Origin of the sequence: Neobacillus bataviensis LMG 21833, from assembly GCF_000307875.1 — a bacterium.
Lineage (GTDB): Bacteria > Bacillota > Bacilli > Bacillales > Cytobacillaceae > Neobacillus > Neobacillus bataviensis.
In genome coordinates this window covers 36,855-57,549 of sequence record NZ_AJLS01000041.1, presented here as the reverse complement: position 1 = coordinate 57,549, position 20,695 = coordinate 36,855, and the positions used below count along the sequence as shown (strand labels likewise).

Annotated in this window: 22 protein-coding genes; 7 read left to right on the top strand and 15 right to left on the bottom strand. The window is 38.4% G+C overall.

Annotation, left to right across the window (positions count from 1 at the left end; all coding sequences use genetic code 11):
- From BABA_RS06145 to BABA_RS06125, 5 genes are all read right to left on the bottom strand, one after another.
- A complete protein-coding gene (locus BABA_RS06145) occupies positions 1–1,428 on the bottom strand; it encodes a HAMP domain-containing sensor histidine kinase (protein ID WP_007084276.1) in 1,428 nt (475 codons plus the stop codon).
- A complete protein-coding gene (locus BABA_RS06140) occupies positions 1,425–2,099 on the bottom strand; it encodes a response regulator transcription factor (RefSeq protein WP_007084275.1) in 675 nt (224 codons plus the stop codon). The genes BABA_RS06145 and BABA_RS06140 overlap by 4 nt, the downstream gene beginning before the upstream one ends.
- A 13-nt stretch (positions 2,100–2,112) precedes the next feature.
- Complete coding sequence (locus tag BABA_RS06135) at positions 2,113–2,643, bottom strand: hypothetical protein (protein ID WP_007084274.1); 531 nt, start codon at positions 2,641–2,643, stop codon at positions 2,113–2,115.
- Between the two features lie 15 nt (positions 2,644–2,658).
- Positions 2,659–3,156, bottom strand: a complete 498-nt coding sequence (locus BABA_RS06130; RefSeq protein ID WP_157273121.1) for a phosphatase PAP2 family protein — start codon at positions 3,154–3,156, stop codon at positions 2,659–2,661.
- A gap of 785 nt (positions 3,157–3,941) precedes the next feature.
- Positions 3,942–4,415, bottom strand: coding sequence for a hypothetical protein (locus BABA_RS06125; RefSeq protein ID WP_007084272.1), 474 nt, complete (start codon positions 4,413–4,415; stop codon positions 3,942–3,944).
- 304 nt (positions 4,416–4,719) lie between these two features.
- On the opposite strand from BABA_RS06125, the gene BABA_RS06120 reads away from it, so the two are divergent.
- A complete protein-coding gene (locus BABA_RS06120; RefSeq protein ID WP_007084271.1) occupies positions 4,720–6,117 on the top strand; it encodes a hypothetical protein in 1,398 nt (465 codons plus the stop codon).
- Between the two features lie 108 nt (positions 6,118–6,225).
- Positions 6,226–7,401, top strand: coding sequence for a M20 family metallopeptidase (locus BABA_RS06115; RefSeq protein ID WP_007084270.1), 1,176 nt, complete (start codon positions 6,226–6,228; stop codon positions 7,399–7,401).
- Positions 7,402–7,423: 22 nt separating this feature from the next.
- On the opposite strand, the gene BABA_RS06110 is transcribed toward BABA_RS06115, so the two are convergent.
- The 3 genes from BABA_RS06110 to BABA_RS06100 all read right to left on the bottom strand — a co-directional run bounded on the left by BABA_RS06110 (position 7,424) and on the right by BABA_RS06100 (position 10,193).
- Positions 7,424–8,146: an EcsC family protein gene (locus BABA_RS06110; RefSeq protein ID WP_007084269.1), complete on the bottom strand. Its 723-nt coding sequence runs from the start codon at positions 8,144–8,146 to the stop codon at positions 7,424–7,426.
- A 102-nt stretch (positions 8,147–8,248) separates the two neighbouring features.
- Positions 8,249–9,460, bottom strand: a complete 1,212-nt coding sequence (locus BABA_RS06105; protein ID WP_007084268.1) for an ABC transporter permease — start codon at positions 9,458–9,460, stop codon at positions 8,249–8,251.
- A complete protein-coding gene (locus BABA_RS06100; protein ID WP_007084267.1) occupies positions 9,453–10,193 on the bottom strand; it encodes an ABC transporter ATP-binding protein in 741 nt (246 codons plus the stop codon). The genes BABA_RS06105 and BABA_RS06100 overlap by 8 nt, the downstream gene beginning before the upstream one ends.
- Positions 10,194–10,784: 591 nt before the next feature.
- Between BABA_RS06100 and BABA_RS06095 the strand changes: the two genes are divergently transcribed.
- Both BABA_RS06095 and BABA_RS06090 read left to right on the top strand, forming a co-directional pair.
- Positions 10,785–11,204 carry an HIT family protein gene (locus BABA_RS06095; RefSeq protein ID WP_007084266.1) on the top strand — a complete coding sequence of 140 codons (420 nt, stop codon included), beginning with the start codon at positions 10,785–10,787 and terminating at the stop codon, positions 11,202–11,204.
- Positions 11,205–11,353: 149 nt separating this feature from the next.
- On the top strand, positions 11,354–11,881 hold the full coding sequence (locus BABA_RS06090) for a tryptophan transporter (protein WP_007084265.1): 528 nt from the start codon (positions 11,354–11,356) through the stop codon (positions 11,879–11,881).
- A 70-nt stretch (positions 11,882–11,951) separates the two neighbouring features.
- Here BABA_RS06090 and yhzF read toward each other — a convergent pair whose 3' ends face one another.
- A complete protein-coding gene (yhzF, locus tag BABA_RS06085; protein WP_007084264.1) occupies positions 11,952–12,143 on the bottom strand; it encodes a membrane protein YhzF in 192 nt (63 codons plus the stop codon).
- Positions 12,144–12,378: 235 nt separating this feature from the next.
- Between yhzF and BABA_RS06080 the strand changes: the two genes are divergently transcribed.
- Positions 12,379–12,954, top strand: coding sequence for an HTH-type transcriptional regulator Hpr (locus tag BABA_RS06080; RefSeq protein WP_007084263.1), 576 nt, complete (start codon positions 12,379–12,381; stop codon positions 12,952–12,954).
- Positions 12,955–12,962: 8 nt separating this feature from the next.
- On the opposite strand, the gene BABA_RS06075 is transcribed toward BABA_RS06080, so the two are convergent.
- Complete coding sequence (locus BABA_RS06075) at positions 12,963–13,301, bottom strand: DUF1878 family protein (RefSeq protein ID WP_007084262.1); 339 nt, start codon at positions 13,299–13,301, stop codon at positions 12,963–12,965.
- A gap of 204 nt (positions 13,302–13,505) precedes the next feature.
- On the opposite strand from BABA_RS06075, the gene BABA_RS06070 reads away from it, so the two are divergent.
- On the top strand, positions 13,506–13,685 hold the full coding sequence (locus BABA_RS06070) for a hypothetical protein (protein ID WP_007084261.1): 180 nt from the start codon (positions 13,506–13,508) through the stop codon (positions 13,683–13,685).
- Between the two features lie 108 nt (positions 13,686–13,793).
- On the opposite strand, the gene BABA_RS26380 is transcribed toward BABA_RS06070, so the two are convergent.
- Positions 13,794–13,886, bottom strand: coding sequence for a YjcZ family sporulation protein (locus BABA_RS26380; RefSeq protein ID WP_083865293.1), 93 nt, complete (start codon positions 13,884–13,886; stop codon positions 13,794–13,796).
- Positions 13,887–14,102: 216 nt separating this feature from the next.
- On the opposite strand from BABA_RS26380, the gene BABA_RS06065 reads away from it, so the two are divergent.
- Positions 14,103–14,978, top strand: a complete 876-nt coding sequence (locus tag BABA_RS06065) for a peptidylprolyl isomerase (RefSeq protein ID WP_007084260.1) — start codon at positions 14,103–14,105, stop codon at positions 14,976–14,978.
- Between the two features lie 81 nt (positions 14,979–15,059).
- Here the strand turns inward: BABA_RS06065 and BABA_RS06060 are convergent, their stop codons facing one another.
- The 4 genes from BABA_RS06060 to BABA_RS06045 all read right to left on the bottom strand — a co-directional run bounded on the left by BABA_RS06060 (position 15,060) and on the right by BABA_RS06045 (position 20,597).
- Complete coding sequence (locus BABA_RS06060) at positions 15,060–15,248, bottom strand: sporulation YhaL family protein (RefSeq protein WP_007084259.1); 189 nt, start codon at positions 15,246–15,248, stop codon at positions 15,060–15,062.
- A 114-nt stretch (positions 15,249–15,362) separates the two neighbouring features.
- The gene (gene yhaM, locus BABA_RS06055; RefSeq protein WP_007084258.1) at positions 15,363–16,307 is read right to left on the bottom strand and encodes a 3'-5' exoribonuclease YhaM; all 945 of its coding nucleotides are present in this window, start codon (positions 16,305–16,307) and stop codon (positions 15,363–15,365) included.
- Between the two features lie 51 nt (positions 16,308–16,358).
- Positions 16,359–19,361, bottom strand: a complete 3,003-nt coding sequence (locus BABA_RS06050; protein ID WP_007084257.1) for an ATP-binding protein — start codon at positions 19,359–19,361, stop codon at positions 16,359–16,361.
- 15 nt (positions 19,362–19,376) lie between these two features.
- A complete protein-coding gene (locus BABA_RS06045) occupies positions 19,377–20,597 on the bottom strand; it encodes a metallophosphoesterase family protein (protein ID WP_007084256.1) in 1,221 nt (406 codons plus the stop codon).
- Positions 20,598–20,695: the final 98 nt, after the last annotated feature.

The window sequence follows — 20,695 nt, the reverse complement described above, 5'->3', positions numbered from 1 at the left end:
TTAAGTTCCCTCTTCTTCATTTTTATAAACCGGAAAGGACAGGGATACCGTTGTACCTTTCCCCTCCGTACTCTCCAAGGAAATCGAACCATTATACTTTAAAACAAGTCTTTTGGCAATCGCAAGGCCGAGACCGTTTCCACCTTGCTTGCGTGTCCGCGCCTTATCCACCCGGTAAAAGCGGTTCAATACAAAAGGAAGATCTTCAGCCGGTATTCCAATCCCTTCGTCACGTAAGTGAATGGAAACTACCTCTTTTTCTTTAAGAGTTTCGACAGTTACCGCTGGTTGTTCTGTTCGTGAATACTTAATGGCATTATCCAATAAGATGATTAGAATTTGCTCCAAATAGTTTGCCGGTATATCAATTTGTACATCTTTTGGAAATAATTGCTGCTGTAAGGAGATGTTTGGATGCAACACCCTGAAATTATTGGATACACAGTCGATTACCTCATTTACATATGATGGATCTCCTGCCTGTGTGGGAAAATGCTCAGCTTCTGCACGTGAAAGCTCCAAAAGCTCCGTCACCAGTGTATTCAGGCGCTCTACCTCCTTTATGCTGGACTGAAGGGACTTCTCCAATACCTCAGGATCGTTTTTCCCCCAGCGATTGAGCATGGAAAGGTGGCCATGGATGATAGCGAGTGGTGTACGCAGTTCATGTGATGCATCTTCCACGAATTGCTTCTGTTGCGCAAATGCCTGTTCCATGTCATCCATTACTTCGTTGAATAATATACCGAGTTCAGCAAGTTCGTCCCGGTTCTTTGGAACAGGAACACGCTCAGTCATGCCATTTTGACGAATTCTATGCATGGTGTCGGTAACAACTTGAATCTTGCTTAACAATTGTTTGGCAATAATGTTACCACCCATAAAACTTAGTATAAGTCCTCCTACTCCTGCAGCAAGCATAATTAGAAAAATCGTATCAATAAATTCATCAAAAATATCCATACTGCGAATGACTTCAATTGTGCCGCTAAAGGAAGGAGACTTAACGGGAACACGTGCAACCAGAAATTTATCCTCCCAATGATTCACTGTCACATAATTTTTAGTGGAAGCAGATTTTGGCTGAACCAAGTTGTCAGGTATTTCACGGCTGGCAGATGCCATAATATGACCATTCTTATCCAGAATACGGATGAGTTGATGTTTCTCATTGATGCTGTTTAAGAAGGTAGTCATACTTATAGAATCCTGTGAAGAAAAGTCTGTTTGTGGATTGGTAATATAGGCATCCACTTCTTTAATGTAGCGCTCAATTTGGATTTTTTCATACCCAACGGTCCAATGGTTGATGATTACATACTGCATCACATTATAAGAAGCGAATAAGAGGAAAATGAGAAAAGTCGACCACAGTGTCAATTTCCACTTAATCGGTAAATGCTGCAACAGCTTTCGCAATTTCTTCATCTCATCACATACCCGGCACCGCGAATGGTATGAATATACGTCTCATTGTCAGAATTACTTAATTTATTGCGCAAATACCGTACATACACGTCTACGACATTGGTTTCTACTACTGAATCGTATCCCCAAACTTGCTCTAGCAGAACATCCCTTGTCAATACACGGTTTACATTTTTCATAAACATCATTAATAGTTCAAATTCTTTGTTTGTTAACTCAATAGTAGTAGAATCCTTCCGCAATACCCGTGACTCTACATCTAACTCCAAGTTTTTAAAGGACAAAACAAGCTTCTTCTCTTCACTTCGTTTTTGCTCTCTGCGGGAGATGACACGCATGCGGGCTAGGAGTTCTTCAATAGCAAATGGCTTAGCTAAATAGTCATCAGCCCCGCTATCCAGTCCTGTGACCCGATCCATCACACTATCCCGCGCTGTCAGCATAATGATAGGAGTATCCTTTGCTGCGCGCAGCCGGCGACAGACCTCCACACCGTTCAAGCGGGGAAGCATAAGATCCAGCAAGATAAGGTCATAGTCCTTCTGAAGAGCAGCTTCCAGACCAGCACGTCCATCGTGAAAAACATCTACCTTATACCCTTCGTATTTAAGTTCTAGTATTAAAAATTCTGCCAGACTTTCTTCATCCTCTATAATTAAAATGTTCTGCATACTTTGTATCTCCTTACACAATAAGATGAATGAGTAGTATTAACCCGAATAGGATTGCTGCCGCTTGATGAAACTTTCGCTTTTTAGCAAATGTTGCACCTGCTCCGTGCTTTTGTACTAAAAACCCTGCAGTGCTGACAATGACTAGAGCTGCAAACGCACCAATTCCGCTGTAAAAACTCAGCATTTTGTCCGTGCCTTTCAATAAAAAGTATACCCCATGACTGGTTGCCAAAGAAAGGACGGCATAGCCAATTAGTGTGTGATGCTTCTTAAGAAAAAGAAATACATGTCTCACGTAGTGAGCTGCAGACCACTTGTTTCTTTTTGTATACATCCAAACATGTCTTGATAACCATAAGGTACCTGTTGCAATCGCTCCGTATTCCGCGACTGAACCCAACGTTTTGTTGATTTCCTTTAATGCATCTAAATTCCCCATCAAAAGGTTTAAGAGTAAAATTGTCACACTTAGTGCGATAGCCAGAGCGCCTGCTAATTTTATTATTATAGATAATGTAGACTGCGCAGCAGTTTTTTCCATAAGGAAAGTCACCTCTTATTTGTTTATATCCCGGCTTATCCTTTTTCCTGCCGGCGTAAGTGCAATCACCTTTTCGGATGTGCTGATGATAAAAGCAGTGATTGGCCTTAATCTAGCTTCCTGGTTCACGACCAACCATCCTACCGCGGATGCGATGAATACTGATCCTATAATATCAGCCGGATAATGCACACCCACGAAAATTCTCGAAGCTCCTGTTAGTATTGCAAATGCAAAAGCTGCATATCCTAAACGCTTCATACGTTGCAAAAGCACAATGGCAACTGAAAAGGCTAATAAGGCATGGTCGCTGACAAAAGAAGATTCCGTCGCACTGTGTGCAATCAGCTGATGAACACGATGCGTGACAAACGGTCTTGCATGCCAGTAAAACAGATGGATTACGCTATTTGCAATTAGTGTCAGTAAAAATGTGACAGCTGTAAGGATGACCGTTGTTTGCTGGTAATGACCTTTGCCAAAAATAGACTCCCTAAGCCATACAATCAGCAAAGCTCCTGCAATAATGAATGGTGACTGATTGGCAATGAAAATCATCAGAGAATCGAGCCATTGATGCTGACCTGCTAGATCGTTGAAAATTTTAAAAAATGTATAATTCATAAGAAACCCCTCATATCTTGACTTGATATGTTTAGTATAGAAGCAAGCCATTTGACAGACATGAAAGAAAGCTAAAAAGTTAATGAGAGGTATATGAGAAATTTCTCATTTTGAAAATATCCAAAAAGCACTCCCATGAGGTAGAATAAAGGGTTCCGTTTTGAGGTGCTATTTCTTAAAATACGTGCCGAAATGACAGTCGTATTGGCATCGTTATTTGTATATAACTGACTCCCTTTAAATAAGATGTCTTGTCTTTTAATGGAGTAACCAGCAAAAGTAAATAAGCGGAGAGTTTCCGGTTAAATGCAGAATAGAGCTCGTTTTGGGGAAAATAAGGGGAGGTTTTCCGGTTATGCAAAGCAAAATCATCCATTTTCGAATTTTTCGGGACAATTGGCGGAATTTCTGCGTCTATTTAAGCCTTTTTTAATAATAATCACTAATTAAGCGAAATTTTTCCGTCTATTTATCAGCTTGGGTGCTTAACCTGATTCCCCAAACGGATAAGTGCGAGCCCTCATGATCCTAGATGCAGGAATCAGCAGCTTATAAAAATGTGGAGAAAAAGCGAAATAGTAGCATAAATAACCCCCTTTGAAAGCACGAAGAAATTAGCACCTAAACCTGAAATAACAGTAATTTAAGCACACAAAACTGTTAAATTGATCATATTATTTTATAGCTTTTAAATGTTGAAGATGGATTCCGATGTGTCCTACACCAAGCACTATCACCGATACAAAAAGCCAAATCACCTTCCCATAAATACTTAATAATAGAAATGCCATTATCGGAAGGCTCGCACTTGCTACAGGGAAGCCACAAAAACTGCCATAGAAGCTCTTTAAGGTATGCTTACCTTTAAAATATCGAATCCAGTTTATCTCATAAAAAAGCATAAGGACAAAGGAAATAACAAGCCAAAAACTCCATAAATTAATCGAACCAATATTAAAATCACTGAAAATCAACGCAACACACGTTACGCAAACTTGTCCAACCCGTTCAAAAAGCAACAGTGTCTTATTTTCCTTTATAACAAAACTTTCATAACCCTCTGGTCTATTTTTAGTCCATATAATGTTGGGTATAAACAACATCAATAAATAAATACAGCCTACATATGAAAATCCAAAATGCCCCATTATCTACCTCACTCCTCATGGCAAGTTCAAAGTGCATAATTTCATAAATTTAAGGAACAGAAACTCTCGAATTAAGATTACTTATAGTTCGATAATATACCTTTTTCGAAAAAATATTATAATGAAAAGTGATAATTTTTTGACTATTAATTTAACTAACCCCCATTAATTTAAGTTTTGATTCTTCCTGATGACACTCCCTTTTTTTTTCATTCCCCATCACCACTAGCTGTGATTTTCATATTCTGTATTACATCCAGCAGGGCGAATGCCCTTGTTGGGTAAATGAAAGGGGGGGAATGAAATGCTGATTGAGCTAACAGCTCTTCATTGGATATATGTGGCCTTTATTGTTCTTATTATCGGGTTCATGGTAATGAGAAGGGACACGAGCATTATTTGTATTGTGGGGATATTCTTGATTGCCCTTACCGCCACTGGCAGTTTAAGTCATTCAATTAGCAGTATTTTTAACAGTTTTAGTTATGCCATTACAGAATTATTATCTACCATACTCGTAATCTCCATTATTGTCGCGATGAGCCATACCTTAACGACCACCGGTATCAACGATGTCATGATCTCACCCTTTAGGAAATTAATACGCAATCCTACCCTTGCCTATTGGACAATTGGGATCTTAATGATGGTCATTTCCTGGTTCTTCTGGCCATCCCCTGCAGTTGCCCTATTAGGCGCCGTTCTTCTTCCAGTTGCGATTAGAGCAGGACTGCCGGCATTAGGTGTCGCCATGGCAATGAACTTGTTCGGTCATGGGATTGCTTTATCAGGGGATTTTGTTATACAAGCAGCACCAAAGCTTACGGCAGATGCAGCGGGACTTCCTATTCAAGATGTCATCAATGCCAGTATTCCATTAGTGTTTATTATGGGTCTTGTGACAACGGTTACAGCCTTCTACTTTTTAAAACGGGATATGAAGAAAGGGGTTCTCAAGACCTCTACTGGTGTTCTGCCTGAAACACCATCAGAAACTACTGACCAGCCTCACCTCTTATCACTAGCTCAAAAACGATTCTTTGCGATAGTCGTTCCACTATTATTTGCGGCTGATGTTGCAGCGATGTCTATCCTCGATTTGACCGGTGGTGATGCAACTGCCTTAATTGGCGGAACTTCCATTCTAATTCTTCTATTAATTACATTAACAAGTCATAAAAGCAAAGGGCTTGAAAAAACAACCCATTTTTTAATTGAAGGCTTCCAATTTGGATTTAAGGTCTTTGGACCCGTTATTCCAATTGCCGCATTCTTTTATTTAGGTGATAGCGGCTTTTCAAAAATCATTGGAGATTTTCTTCCAAAAGCATCTCAAGGAATTGTGAATGACTTGGGTATTGCTATTGCCAATATTGTGCCATTAAGTAAAACGGTTGGAGCCATCACTTTGACTACAGTAGGAGCCATAACAGGATTGGATGGTTCGGGATTCTCGGGAATTTCTCTTGCCGGTTCGGTTGCTGGTCTATTTGCTGTTGCCATTGGCAAAGGTGCCGCCACACTGACTGCACTAGGGCAAATTGCAGCTATCTGGGTTGGAGGCGGAACACTCGTGCCATGGGCTTTAATTCCTGCGGCAGCCATTTGTAACGTCGATCCATTCGAATTAGCCAGAAGAAACCTTGTCCCCGTATTTATCGGGCTTGTCGTCACGACAATTGCTGCTATATTTTTAATATAAATAATGGCCGGCTTTTTTGCCGGCCACTTTCGTTTAAGTAAAAGAAATACAAAATACTATAAAGATGTTAAAATAGTTTGAAAATAAACTCTTTGGGAGGAATTACATATGTTAAACGAGCTATTTACTAAATTAGAAAGTTACTATGACGAAATGGTCTCGATCCGCCGCTACATGCACCAGCATCCGGAATTATCATTTCAGGAATACAGCACCGCTAAATTCATTCAAGATTATTATGAAAAACTTCATATTGAAGTAATGGGGAATGTTGGCGGGAATGGGGTTGTTGCAAAAGTTTACGGAAAAAAACCAGGAAAAACAGTGGCATTACGGGCAGACTTTGACGCGTTGCCGATTCAGGATGAAAAGGATGTCCCATACAAATCACTTGTACCAGGAGTCATGCATGCCTGTGGACATGACGGTCATACCGCGACACTGCTTGTCCTTGCGAAAGCATTAAATGAACTTCGTGAAGAGCTTGAAGGAACCTATGTTTTTATTCATCAGCATGCAGAAGAATATGCTCCCGGCGGGGCGGCACCGATGATTGAAGATGGCTGTTTGGAAAGTGTCGATGTGATTTTCGGTACGCATCTATGGGCAAGTGAACCGACAGGCACTATCCAATATCGAACAGGCCCCATCATGGCGGCGGCTGACCGATTTGAAATTGAAATTCAGGGCAAAGGCGGTCATGGGGCGCAACCGCATAAAACAAAGGATGCCATCGTTATAGCATCACAACTTGTATTAAATCTCCAGCAAATCGTCAGCCGTAAGGTAAATCCAGTTGAATCAGCTGTTGTCACTGTTGCTTCTTTTACAGCTGAAAATGCCTTCAATGTCATCGCTGATAAAGCAAAATTAGTAGGAACTGTCCGAACATTTAATGAAAATGTAAGGCAATTGATTGAAGATGAGATGGGACGAATCATTCACGGCACTTGTTACACATCTGACAGTGCTTATAAGTATGATTTTGTAAGAGGTTATCCTGCAGTAGTCAACCATGAAAAGGAAACAGAATTTATAATTAGCTGTGCACGGGATATTGAAGAAGTGCAAATTATCGAAGAAACCGAGCCCCAAATGGGTGGTGAGGATTTTGGCTATTATTTACAAAAGGTTCCGGGTACCTTCTTCTACACCGGTGCAAAACCAGTTACCAATGATGAAGGATATCCCCATCATCACCCCAAGTTTGATATAGATGAAAAAGCGATGCTCATCGCTGCAAAAACTCTTGGAACAGCAGCAGTCCGAGTCCATAAGGAATGAACCACAAAAATCCCCTGTCTCGTTAGAGTTCAGGGGTTTTTTGCAATAACCGTATGCGGTAGGCATTCATCGCCGTTTCACCTAAATGCTTTAGCAGATTATTATTGGCATAGGCACCAACAAACGCCCCAATGCCCGGCACAAGTTGAAACAATTTTGCAAGGTCAATATAGTCCCGATATTCCTGCTGAAACTTGCGCCAATCCATTTCCACAAGAACCAGCTTGCGGCTTTCCCAATTTTCAATTTCGGATAAGGTATGTTTGCGGATTTCGTCACTTGAAAAAGCCAGTTGAAAAACATGGAGAATAAATAATCTTTCGTCATATTTTCTAGTATCAAACCCGTAAACAGATGCAGCTTCGAACAAAAATTTCATCTCAATCGTTAAAAGTAACGGGAAATCAGCAAGACCTAATAAAATTCCTCCAGCCCCAGTCCCTGCCCCCTCGACCACAGCGGTCTTTTGATAGGAAGATATCTTTTTTCGTGCCAATTCATCTCTTTCAGCAAGGGTTAACCCCTCTGCCTGATTTTTATTCGTTGTCACTTTCGAACCAAGTAACGTGGCTTTCACCATCCCTTTAATGCTCTCTGTCATGACCTCATGAACCTTTTCCAGGATCCATTCGTTAATTTTACCTTGGGCTTTTTTTGATATTCGGTTCATCATTCCTGAACGTCTGGTTAATTTTCGCTTCCATTCTTCCACTTCCTCATAAACCAATAATTCATACTCGTTCAAAATGACCAACCCCCTTTACAGATTATTCTATGCTTCCATACGATAAAAACCGCCCAATCGTGTAAAAAAATCCCCTTCATCGCAAAGGGGAAATTCATAGATTTATGCTTTTAAACGATTTTTTCCATAAAAATAAACAAAGATATAACTAAACACGAGTCCTGCGAGTAAAGTTAGCAGTGAAATAAAAATCTCACCTTTAACTAAAATAAATAATGCGAAGATAACGGCTTGAATCGTTAAGATGATCATTAACAAAAAATGGAACGAAATTGTCTTATAGTTTGACGCAACCGGGTAAATGTCAACCCAGAGTTTATTTTGATGATGATTCCATAACGGCAGCAATTGAAAACCCGTTAAATATAAAAATAAAACACAAAGTAATATTTGTCCCAGGCCAAACGAAATAAAATAGATGGCAAGTGCACCGATCACCGTTAAACGGATAAATAAACCAAGATAATCAGAGGAGCGCAAAAACGTTCGCGAAAATAAATATAAATAAGTCTTTTCTTGTGTGAACGGAATTTTACTGATGAACAAATCAAGCCACTTTCTTCTTTTTACCGTATCTTTCAATTTTGGCACATCAGTAAACATGTTCGCTAAACGATAAAAGGAAGCCATCCTTTTTTCTTCCTGGTCAATTAATTGATCCCATTTTAAGCCCATTTTTCTTGTTCGTGCCAAAAAGCTGTAGTAATAAAAAACCATAATTAATGCCATAATCAACAGAATAATTAGGTTTGCCTGTTTAAATAAAAGATAGGAAAATGCAGCATTTAGTAAGTAGCGAACAACCATATCCCATCTATGTACAGAAGTCTCGACATAATAGTGAATTTTCCAGGTAACGGCTAAATTCCAGACCTTCGCAATAAGTAACACGGCTAAGAATGGAATAAATGAATGAAAACCATTATCGCCGACATGGGCATACATCGGCATAAGGATTGCTAAAACCATTAAGAGAATATAGCCTTGAAAAACAAAGCTCGCAACTCCGGAGCGAAAAAAATATCCTTTTAATTTTTCCTCAAGCGGCAGCAAAAATACATTATCAGCCTCGAGTAAAAAGTTGTAAACTGGGCTGTATGTGAGGAAAAATCCAATGATAACAGCTAAAATAATTTCAGCAGGAAAATCAGTCGGAAGGGATTCAATCCATTTTTGATAAAAAAAGGCTCCTGTTCCAATTAAAAATAATAGGACGATTACGAGATGCCCATTGAAAATATAGCGTAAATATCTACCTAAATCTTTCATCCGGCCGCCGGCGCGATCCTTCCAAAGCTTCTTCTCATCAAACATAATTTTCTTCCTTCGTCAATTGAATATACAAATCGTCTAAAGAGGCAGTCGGCATTGAAAACTGCTCCCTTAGCTCCGTAAGCGTTCCTTTAGCACGGATCTTCCCTTCATGGAGAATCACAAAACGGTCACAATATTTTTCTGCCGTTGCAAGAATATGTGTCGACATTAAGATTCCTGCACCATTTTCTTTCATCTTTTTCATCAAATCGAGCAGGGACTGAATCCCGAGCGGATCTAAGCCGACAAATGGTTCATCGACAATATAAAGCGAAGGCTGAACGAGAAAGGCACACATGATCATGACCTTTTGTTTCATCCCTTTGGAGAAATGAGCAGGAAACCAGTTTAACCGTTTTTCCATTCGAAACTCCGACAACAGCGGGCTGATTCGCTGTTTATAGGTGGACTCGTCCAGTCCGTAGGCCATGGCAGTTAATTTTAAATGCTCGTCCAGTGTTAGTTCTTCATATAAGACAGGTGTTTCGGGTACAAACGTAAACAAGCGCCGATAGGCTTCTTTGTTTTCTGTAAAGGATTTTCCATTAATTTTGACGGTGCCGCGATGTGGTTCCATTAATCCGATAATGTGTTTGATGGTTGTGCTCTTCCCGGCTCCATTCAAGCCAATAAGTCCGACTAATTCCTTCTCACGTACTTCAAAGGAAACGTCCTTTAATACAGGGTTCCTTGTATAGCCGCCGACAAGACTTTCAATTGTTAATAAAGACATGGCAAACGTCCTTCCGTAGCATGATTATGGTTTTCATTTTAACAAATTCCTTTCAATAAAAATAGGAATTCAATTTTTCTAAACTTTTTTGTATATTTCTTTCATAAGGGGTTATCATAATATTCGAAGGGGAAATAACTTACCTCGATGAAGAAATTCATCAAAACTTGAAATGAGGTGTCTGTCAAAGACAATTTCCTTTCAAACAAGTGAGCTATCAATCGTTTCAGATAAGGGGATGGTTGTTTTGTACACAGTGCATTCAATCCATTTAGAGTTCAACACCAACTGTTTATCTTAAAAAAATAAACGGCAAATGAGGTGTTTACCGCAGATCGCTACCCGTTTTTATAAGTTGGGAAAACATATAAAAACACATATAGGGGATGGTCAGCTTGAACAAAGATGTCTCTTTATAAAAACACTCTATGAAAAATGAGGTGTTTATCAAAGAACACTCCTAAATGAACGTTAAAATTGAAGCAATTCCCCTTCGGGAAGGCGGGATTCCATGCGAATCCTGCCTTTTTCTTTTTTATCCCATGACATTATGGTAAAATAAGACAAACATTTAAAGGGGTTGTCGATAAAATGAGCGATTGTATTTTTTGTAAAATTGTTAATGGTGAAATTCCTGCCGCAAAGGTTTTTGAAAATGAGCATGTCGTAGCGTTTATGGATATCAGTCAGGTGACAAAAGGGCATACCCTTGTGATTCCTAAGGTACATAAAGAAAACGTATACGAATTAACGCCAGAAATCGCAAGAAACATTTATGAAGTTGTCCCCTCTATTGCTAATGCTCTCAAAAAGGAATTTGAGCCTGCTGCAATGAACACAATCAATAATAATGGTGAACTTGCCGGCCAGACTGTTTTTCACTTCCATATCCATTTGATTCCGCGCTATGGTAAAGGAGATGGTCTGGGAGTGGTATGGAAAAGCAATCAAAGCGATTATACACCACAATTATTACAAGAAATGGCAGCGGCTATTCATAAACAGCTGTAAACTTGTGTTGTTAAAACCAATTTTCTGAAAATTATATCTTTATGAATATTATCGTAATATGTTATAATGAATCTAAGTTTTTCGCTGCAGGCAATGAGTGTACTGCAGGAGGAACAAATTAGCTTAGGATAGCAGAGGAGAGATGAGAAATGAAAACAAAAAATCTAGTCATTTTAGCACTTTTAGCGGGGATTGGGGTTGTATTGCATACGGTAATGCCAAACTTCCTTGGTATTAAACCAGATATGATGCTGGCGATGATGTTTTTAGGAATTATTCTTGTACCAGAAGTAAAAAGTGTCATGCTAATGGGGATTGTAACTGGTGTTTTATCTGCATTAACCACGGGATTTCCTAACGGACAGATTCCCAATATAATCGATAAGATTTTCACTTCATTAATCTTTTTCGGTTTATTCCTGATCTTGAAGAAATTTGTTAAGCCTATTGTTAGTGCTGCTATTTTAACTGCAGTTGGAACATTAGTTTCAGGAACAATCTTTTTAGGTTCCGCCCTTTTACTTGTTGGATTACCAGGGCCTTTCGCAGCATTATTTTCAGTAGGGGTTTTACCTGCAATCGCACTAAATACTGTTATCATGGTTATTTTGTTTCCAGTAGCTCAATCTATTTTCAAAAGATCTAAAATATCATCAGCTTCCATCATCCAAAAGTAATGCACGGGGCTCTCTTTTTAAGAAAAGAACCCCGAGGGGTTCTTTTCTTAAATTACATACTAGAGGGCTTCTATAAAAGTTTTGAAAGTAAGAAAGCGGCTAATAGGAACATGCCGCTAACACCAGCCAAGGCAGCTGCTCTTTTCTTTAATACTCGTTTTGGCGGATACACACCGGGTCTTTTTAAATCAAATAAATATTTAGATGATCCTAAAAAAAGAATAGCACTTACGATAAATAACGTTACAGCTACGCTCTTCATCCTTTTTGACCCCCTACTTATTCGAACAATCGTTGTAACTATTTATATGTTTTACCATTCGTTCCTATGAACAAGGTCTATTTTTAGCAGGATAATTATGTGAAAACTATTCGAAAAAAATTTTTATATTGAGTTTTTTCAAAATTCAATATAAAATAAAAATTAATATCTTTATTAATTTTTATTTTATTGGCATAATGATAATAGAGAAATATAAAAGTAGGTGAAATTGGGGATGACTGAGAAACAATATTCAATGAAGGAAGCCATGATCTTTAGTCAGAGAATTACACAATTAAGTAAAGCATTATGGAAGTCGATTGAGAAAGACTGGCAGCAATGGATTAAGCCTTATGATTTAAATATTAATGAGCATCATATTCTTTGGATCGCCTATCATTTAAATGGCGCCTCCATCTCGGATGTGGCAAAATTCGGAGTAATGCATGTATCAACAGCTTTTAATTTTTCAAAAAAGTTAGAAGAACGAGGTTTGTTGAAATTTTCTAAAAAGGAAAACGACAAACGTAATACGTATATTCAGCTCACTGAAGCCGGTGAAGAGATTTTGCTTAAATCAATGGAAACATATGAACCGAATAAAAATGCCGCTTTTTCCGGTGCTTTACCGCTAAGGGAATTGTACGGGAAGTTTCCAGATATTATTGAGATGATGGCGATTATTCGCAACATTTACGGTGAAGATTTTATGGAGATCTTTGAACGTTCATTTCATAATATTGAAAGTGAATTCATTGAAGAAAATGGACAGCTGAAAAAGGCAAAAAAGACAGAGCAAGAATTAGCGTAAAACCTCCATTATAAATATTTTTCGAACTCCAGAAATAGAGGCTTGTATAAATTCTGGAGCAGGCACGCCCTTATTACCTCTTCCATTTTCAGGTTAGCTGGTAAAGCAGCTGATAATTGTTCAAAAAGCGGATGAAAGTAAACATACCCTTCCGCTTTTTGTTCTTCTAATTTCATGCTCAATTTGTCACATAAATCAAAGAACTTTTCTGTTTCCTGCTCGTTTAAACCATTTTCAATGACAAGCTTATAAAATTCAAGCTTGGGATTGTTTAGCAGTTTTACAAACAGCTTTTGGTGATATTCAAGAAGATGGATTCTTTGCCATAATACTTTATATTCATTCATAACCATAGCCCTCTTTCCAAACCTTTACATGATCCTTTTTTACATTATTCACCTTTTTGAGAGTTGGGTAAACCTCTTCTAATACTTTGGATTAGTTTACTGATGAAAAAAGTCTAACATTCTTCCATTCTTTTTGACTATCTTTTTTGTTTGATTTTTGGTATTGTATTAAGCATAACACGAACAACAGGGAGGGAATCAATGATGATCTCCGTTTTTATTGTCTTCGCTATTTTTATTTTGTTTTATGTAAATAAAATGACCAATTCTCTTTGTATTCAAAAGGAAATACCGGAAGAAAACCAGCATAAGGTCTTCCGCACCATTAATGTTCTTATCACGATCTTACTGATATCATCATACCTGGAAATTTTGTATACATAATCCACCTGTGAAAATAATACGAATGGTTTGGATTAGTAAATATGAAAACAACTAAAAAAAGCGAAGCGATGAGGAAATTCTCATCGCTTTTAGTTTACACTTTTTTTCTTAATAAACAAAAGAAGCCCCAATGATAATTAACAAGATGAAAAGGACGACAATTAATGCAAATCCTCCACCGTATGCTGCACCACCAGACATATATTTTTACCTCCTTTTCCATTTGCTAAGATATACTATTCATGCTGTATTCATTTCGTTTAGGCACTTAGCTTATTTTATGGGAAAAGTCCCGCGCCCTTTTAGACATTTTTTTAATGCTCCTAGCTTTAATTTTTGCAGCGGTTCCAATTTATGTTATAGTAAGGGATGTGGACAAATAGCCCATAAGAATTTACTGTTTAGGAGAGATACAGCATGAAAAAATGGATATTAGCCCTTTCATTAGCTGGCGGGGTTCTGGTATTAGGTGCATGTAATCAAGGTGGTTCTAAAACTGTAGTAGAGAGTAAGGCTGGAAATGTAACACAGGATGAGTTATACAACTCGATGAAGGAAAAGATCGGTGACCAAGCCCTTCAACAGCTTGTATATGAAAAAGTTCTATCAAAAAAATACAAAGTAACAGATAAAGAACTTAATGATAAGATCAACCAATTAAAATCAGACCTAGGTGCAAATTTCGAAACAACGCTTGCCCAATATGGCTATAAAAGCGAAGATGATTTAAAGAAAACAATGAAGCTTGGAATGATGCAAGAAAAAGCAGCACTGAAAGACGTAAAAGTGACTGACAAAGAATTGAAGGATTATTACGATAGCTATACCCCAGATATAAAAGCTCGTCATATCCTTGTTAAAGATGAAGCAACTGCAAATGAAGTGAAGAAAAAGCTTGATGAAGGTGCAAAATTTGAAGATGTTGCGAAAGAATATTCAACAGATACTGCTTCTGCTCAAAATGGCGGTGATTTAGGTACTATCAATAATACAAATAAAGCGCAATATGATGCTGACTTTATCAAAGCAGCCTTTGCCCTTAAGGCGAAAGAAATTAGCGCACCTGTCAAAACACAATTTGGCTATCATATTATCCAAGTAACAGAAAAACAAGAAAAGAAGCCTTTTGCTGATATGAAAAAAGACATTGAATATCAAGTGAAATCATCTAAATTAAAGACTGAAGATATCAATAAAGTCATGCAGCGTGAACTTAAAGCAGCGGATGTAAAAGTAAGCGATAAAGATTTAAAAGACGCGCTTAAGCCACAAACCTCTGCAGCACAGCAGTAAACAATAAAAGCGGAAGTGCCTGACCAGGCGCTTCCGCTTTTATTATTGGCTAGCTCCAGCACCTAGGCGCTGGAGCTTTTCTTATTCCCCTGTTACCTTTAGTTCCTCACGCATTTCCTTCTCACGTTCAAGGCGCGTAATATAGATTTCTCCCTCGCGCTCGATATTTTCCATTTCTAGCTGCCGTTCTTCCCTGCCCGTTTTGATTGCCATAAGGGCACTAATTACAATTCCAACCACGACTGCATAAATCCAAATAGGTATAGTCAACTTCTCTTGCTCCCTTCTCTAGTGGTTGTCCACTTTGTATTACAACTTATTCGGTTTTTCTAAAATTATTCGTTTCTACTTAAAAAAAATAACCCTAAAATGGGTTATTTTAATCTACTTATGAAACACTGGCTTATAAAATGACCGATTATCCAAGGCAAAAATTCGTTCAGAATATTCACCGGGCTTTACTCTTTCTAATGCACGGTCAAGCATGTTCATTTTTGCATCAAGATTATCGATATAATGAAGGATTTCTGCTTCCTTGATTAATGGCGGTTTGGGACTGCCCCATTCCGCTTTCCCATGATGACTAAGGACAAGGTGTTGTAAAATTAATACCTCTTCACCGGAGATTCCTAGTTCCTCAGCTGCCTTGCCAATTTCGGTAATCATTATCGTGATATGTCCAAGCAAATTTCCCTCTATCGTATAAACCGTTGAAACTGGCCCTGATAATTCCATTACTTTCCCCATATCGTGTAAGATCACTCCGGCATAGAGCAGATCCTTATCGAGACTAGGATATAATGATGCAATCGCTTTGGCCAGGTCAAGCATGCTGACAACGTGATAGGCAAGTCCTGAGACAAACTCATGATGGTTTTTAGTAGCGGCCGGATATTCTAAAAACGCCTTTTGATGTTTCTTTATTAAATGGCGAGTTATTCGTTGGATATTAGGATTTCTCATTTCAAAAATATACTGTGTCAGTTTGCTGACCATTTCTTCCTGACTTAGTGGAGCGGTCTCAAGGAAGTCATCCAGCTTCACCCCATCCGTAGGGCCAGTTTTCCGGATTTGACGAATTTTCAGTTGACTCTTACCACGATAATTTTGAAGATCTCCAAGAATTTTCACAATATTTTGGGGAGCATAATTCTTTATATCCTCTTCACTGGCATCCCAAAGCTTTGCCTCGATTTCCCCGCTTTGATCTTGCAGAATTAACGTCAAAAAAGGCTTACCATTACTCGCAATCCCTTTTGTTGAATTTTTTATTAAGAGAAATAATTCAACCTGTTCTCCAACCTCATAATCTAATATACCTTTTCCCAACCTATCCACGCTCCTTCCCATATTATGAGTATAACATATAGTCCTATTTCTCTAGTAAATAACCTGAACAGCACCTTTTTCTATTGAAAGAATATTTTCCCTCTGGAAAAGGGGTAGTAAGTGTGCATGGCAAGTAAAAAATAATAGTTGATTTCGCTCTAGTGTTTTAAGTAGTTCAATCACTTTACTTGTTCTTTTTGCATCAAAATTAACAAAGCTATCATCAATGATAATCGGAAACTGATATTTTTCATAAAGCGTTGTTGCCAATGCAAGTCGAATGGACACATATAACTGCTCCATTGTTCCCTGGCTTAACTCTTTTGCTTCAAATATGGTATGATCCTCTCGCTCAACAAGAAAACCGGAACCCGCCTTTTGCAGGTGAATTTTACGGTAGCTGCCATTCGTTAGAAATAACATGTATTCTTCCGCTTTGGAGAGCATCCTTGGTAAATGAACGCTTTTATACTTATCAATCGTTTGCGCCAAAATCTGTTGGGATAAACAATAGACAGACCACTCTTTCGCTGCCTCATCTAGCTCAAACTTTTTCTGCTTATAGTGATGGAGAATGTCAGAATACACGCCGCCTTCTTCCAGTATTTGAATCTCGTAGCTTATGGAAGCTTGGTGCTCTTGAAGTTCTTTTAATTTTGCCTGCAATTGCTGTGCTTCAAGATTATATCCTGAGATTACTTCATCACTATCATGAATAGATAAATAGCTTTCCCTTACCTGTTCAGGAAGAATAGAGTACTGCAGCTGACTTTGAAGATAGTCATGCCTTTCAAGAAGCTGAGCATGTTTTTCAGCCTTTTCCCCAAGTTCATAGAATAGCTGCTCTGTTTCAGTCTTAGCAATTTGGAGAAGCTTGTCATGTTCGGCTTGTAATAGCACCAATTCTTGTGACTTTTGCTTAAAGTCAGCTGTAAGGTCATCAAGCTTCCCGATCCTCTCCTGGCTCTTTATTTGCTTTTCATGCTCTTCCTTCAGCTTGTTTCTGAGAAGGTAGGCCGAATTATGCAGATCTAAGCCCTTAACCTGTAAAAAACGATTCTCATATGATTTAAGTCCTTCTCCTATTTGGGTTTGATGCTGATTAATTTGTCCCAGTCTTGTATGCAATTGATTTTTCTCGCGGTAAATAGATTTACATTGCTCGATTAACTCAAAAGCTTCTTGTAAAAACGATACAGCAATATATTCGGGTATCTTTAGTTCACTACTTATCGATAACAGCTTTTCTTTATTTTGAGCCGACTCTATTTCCCATTCATCCAATTTTGTTAATGCCTTAGTGTATTGGGGATGCTGTTGCTTTAGGCTCATTTTTAACATTTGCAGCTCTTCACGTCTTTGATTATCCAGCTGTAATTGATTCTCGAGCTTAGTAATATCCAAATATTTTGCTGACTCAAGCTTTTGCTTTAGCGTTGTTTCCTTTTCTATTAAACCATTAAGTGTCTGCTTCACTTTTTCTTCTTTTATAGGCTTTGTGCTTTTCAACATAAAAATTGCGATACCTACACAACCAAGCACACCGAAAAACAAGAGAACCCATTGCTTTGTGAACATGCCATACAATAGCAGCCCTAATAAAATGAACTCAAACAGAAAAAACTGGAGCCTTTTCTGCTTATTCATGCTTTCACTTACGGCCCTATCTCGTTCATTTGCTTGCTTAAAAATCTCAATTTGCTCCTGTAAGGATTTTAATTCCCATTCCATGCTTTTTTTATCATTATTTACACTTACTTGCTCTTCAAGCAGTAACCGCTCCTGTTTGGCAAGGACTTGCCTCTCTACAAATCGAACATCCTTTTCTATTTCTTCTAATGCGTTTTTTTCTTCCTGATACCGTGCCTCTAGCTCTTTCTTTACTTCTTCGAGTTTTTGCCGTTTTCGGGAAACGATCTCGACCTGATTTTTCATATATATATTTGTATTAATGGCAAGGATCTCTTCTTCATTTAAAGGTAAATGAAGCTTTTCTCTTATAATGGACAGTTTATCCTCTAACTCAGCTAGTTTGGCTTCACATTGCTGCTTCTCTAGATTCCATTGCTCCATTATCGGTACCTGATCAAGCAATGTTAAAATGGCCGGCTCATTTTCAAGCAAAGAAATATTTGGCTCAATTGCCGTTAATTCCTGTTTCATATTTTCAATTCTTTCGGAAATACTTATGACCTCAGCATCATAGGGGTGGATCAGTTGATTTAGTTTCTCAATTCTTTCAATCCCGCGAGCCGGAAACTCGATTTCCCCCAGTTCGTTTAACTCCTTATTTACCCGCCTGTCCTCTTTGACGATTGGTTCAATTCTCTTCCATTCATTTAATTCCCCGACCTTTTTGCTAATTTCCTGAAGCGAGTCAGTTATGGCTGCCATTTCTTGTTGCAGCCACTCTTTCTTTGTCACCAAGCTTTCATATTCCTTATTTTTTGCTGCCGCTTTTTTCAATTCTCCGCTTATTTCATGAAGGGCTTGTAATTTTTCATTCAAAAACGGTTTCTTACCTGATGGCTTAAAGCGTGAATCTAACTCTTTTTGCAGGAAGGTTTCAGCTTTTGATAATTGTTCTGTACCCAATGTTCCCGCTGAGAATAGAAATTTGCCGATGTCCTCATCCTTCAATTGGTGTATGTTTTGCAAGCCTTGCAAATTAAAGGAAAAAATGGCTTGGAATAAAATTTTATCAAAATTTGCTGTAAGTTCTTTTAAAAGTTCTTCGCCGCCAATTGTTCCCGTATCCATGACTACCTTTACATCGCCTGCCGCTTTTCCTTTAATCCGCTCAATAACTGCGTATCCGTACTCTTCATGATAAATTCTAATTTTACCGCCGTATTTGCTGTTATGTTTAGGCTCATAGCGCAGGTCAGATTGTTGCTTTGTCGGGAACCCGAAAAGAATACTATGAATAAATGCCATAATGGTAGACTTGCCTGCTTCATTTTCGCCATAGAATACTTGAAAATCACTAAGGTTCGTGATTTTTACATTTTCCAATTGTCCGTAGCCGTAGATGTGCATCTCAATAATTTTCAAACAATCACCCCTTCTTTATGATTGATAAAGTAATTCAATGAGGATTTTCTCCGCCTTTTCAAGCAGTTCATCTTTCTCTTCTAGTGATAAATGGGACAAATATTTTCTCCCTAACGGATGCTCATACAAAGGCGCTAACGCGGAATCAAACTGATCGAAATGATCAATGGTTTCAAATAGCTCTGCATAAAAATTGGCTTCTGTTTTTAATTGCTCTTTATCGATTTGCTGACCTTCCGTGATAGTTAAGTCCACAATCCAAACAAAGGACTCCTCATCCTTTTCATCTTCTAATAAGAGTTCTAGAAGTTCCCCGTTCAAGCTTCTTTTTTCACGATCATCGGGTAGATACATATTTTTCAAAAACAGTGTGACCAGTGTTCCCCTTTGATCTCTTCGAATAGTGTTAATGGTTGTTTGGCATAAATGAAGAACATCATGAAAACTGTTCGCTGCAGCAGCATCAATTATCACTTCCTCCCAGACCATATCGGATGATTCGATAAAATCCATTTTTGCATCAAGGTCTGTCAATGTGACATGATAAAATCCTTTACTGCCCAACTCTTTCTTATTTCTTCCTTGAATATTGCCTGGATAGATAATCGGGGGATTTTCAGCCAAAACAGCCCGTTTATGAATATGTCCCAATGCCCAATAATCAAAGTCTTTATCCTGTAAATCCTTGACCGAAAATGGGGCATAGTTGTCATGCTCCGTTCCGGCACTTTCATTACCATGAAGAATACCAATATGAAAATCTGCCCCCACTTTCTTTTTATAATCATCTATTTTACGATCGAACACATGCCGTGTTGTGTAACTAAAGCCATAAAGATGGACGCATCCACCGCTCTTCGTATGGAGCACCTTTGTTTCAACTTCACTATGAAACACATGAACATTCGCCGGCATGTCCAAATGCACCCAAGACCCATTCAAATGATCATGGTTTCCATGAACAACATAAACGGGTATTTCCTTTTCAGCCAGCTTCAACATTTCCTTTCGAAAACGCGATTGCGCCCGTAAGCTGCGATCCTCCCCATCGAATAAATCCCCCGCTAAGATGACAAAATCAACCTGTTGCTCGATAGCAGCGGCCGTCAGCTTGTTCAAAGCTATAAAGGTGCTTTCTTTCACCCTAGAAAAGATATTGGCCGGTAAATGTTTTAATCCGATCATCGGACTGTCCAAATGTAGATCCGCTGCATGAATAAACGATATCTTTTTCATAAAAAATTCCTTTCACCGTCTTTTCTCCATTGTATCACCTTCGAAATACGAATGCACGTTCTTATATAAAAATAATATAAGGCCTTACCGAACCCGGT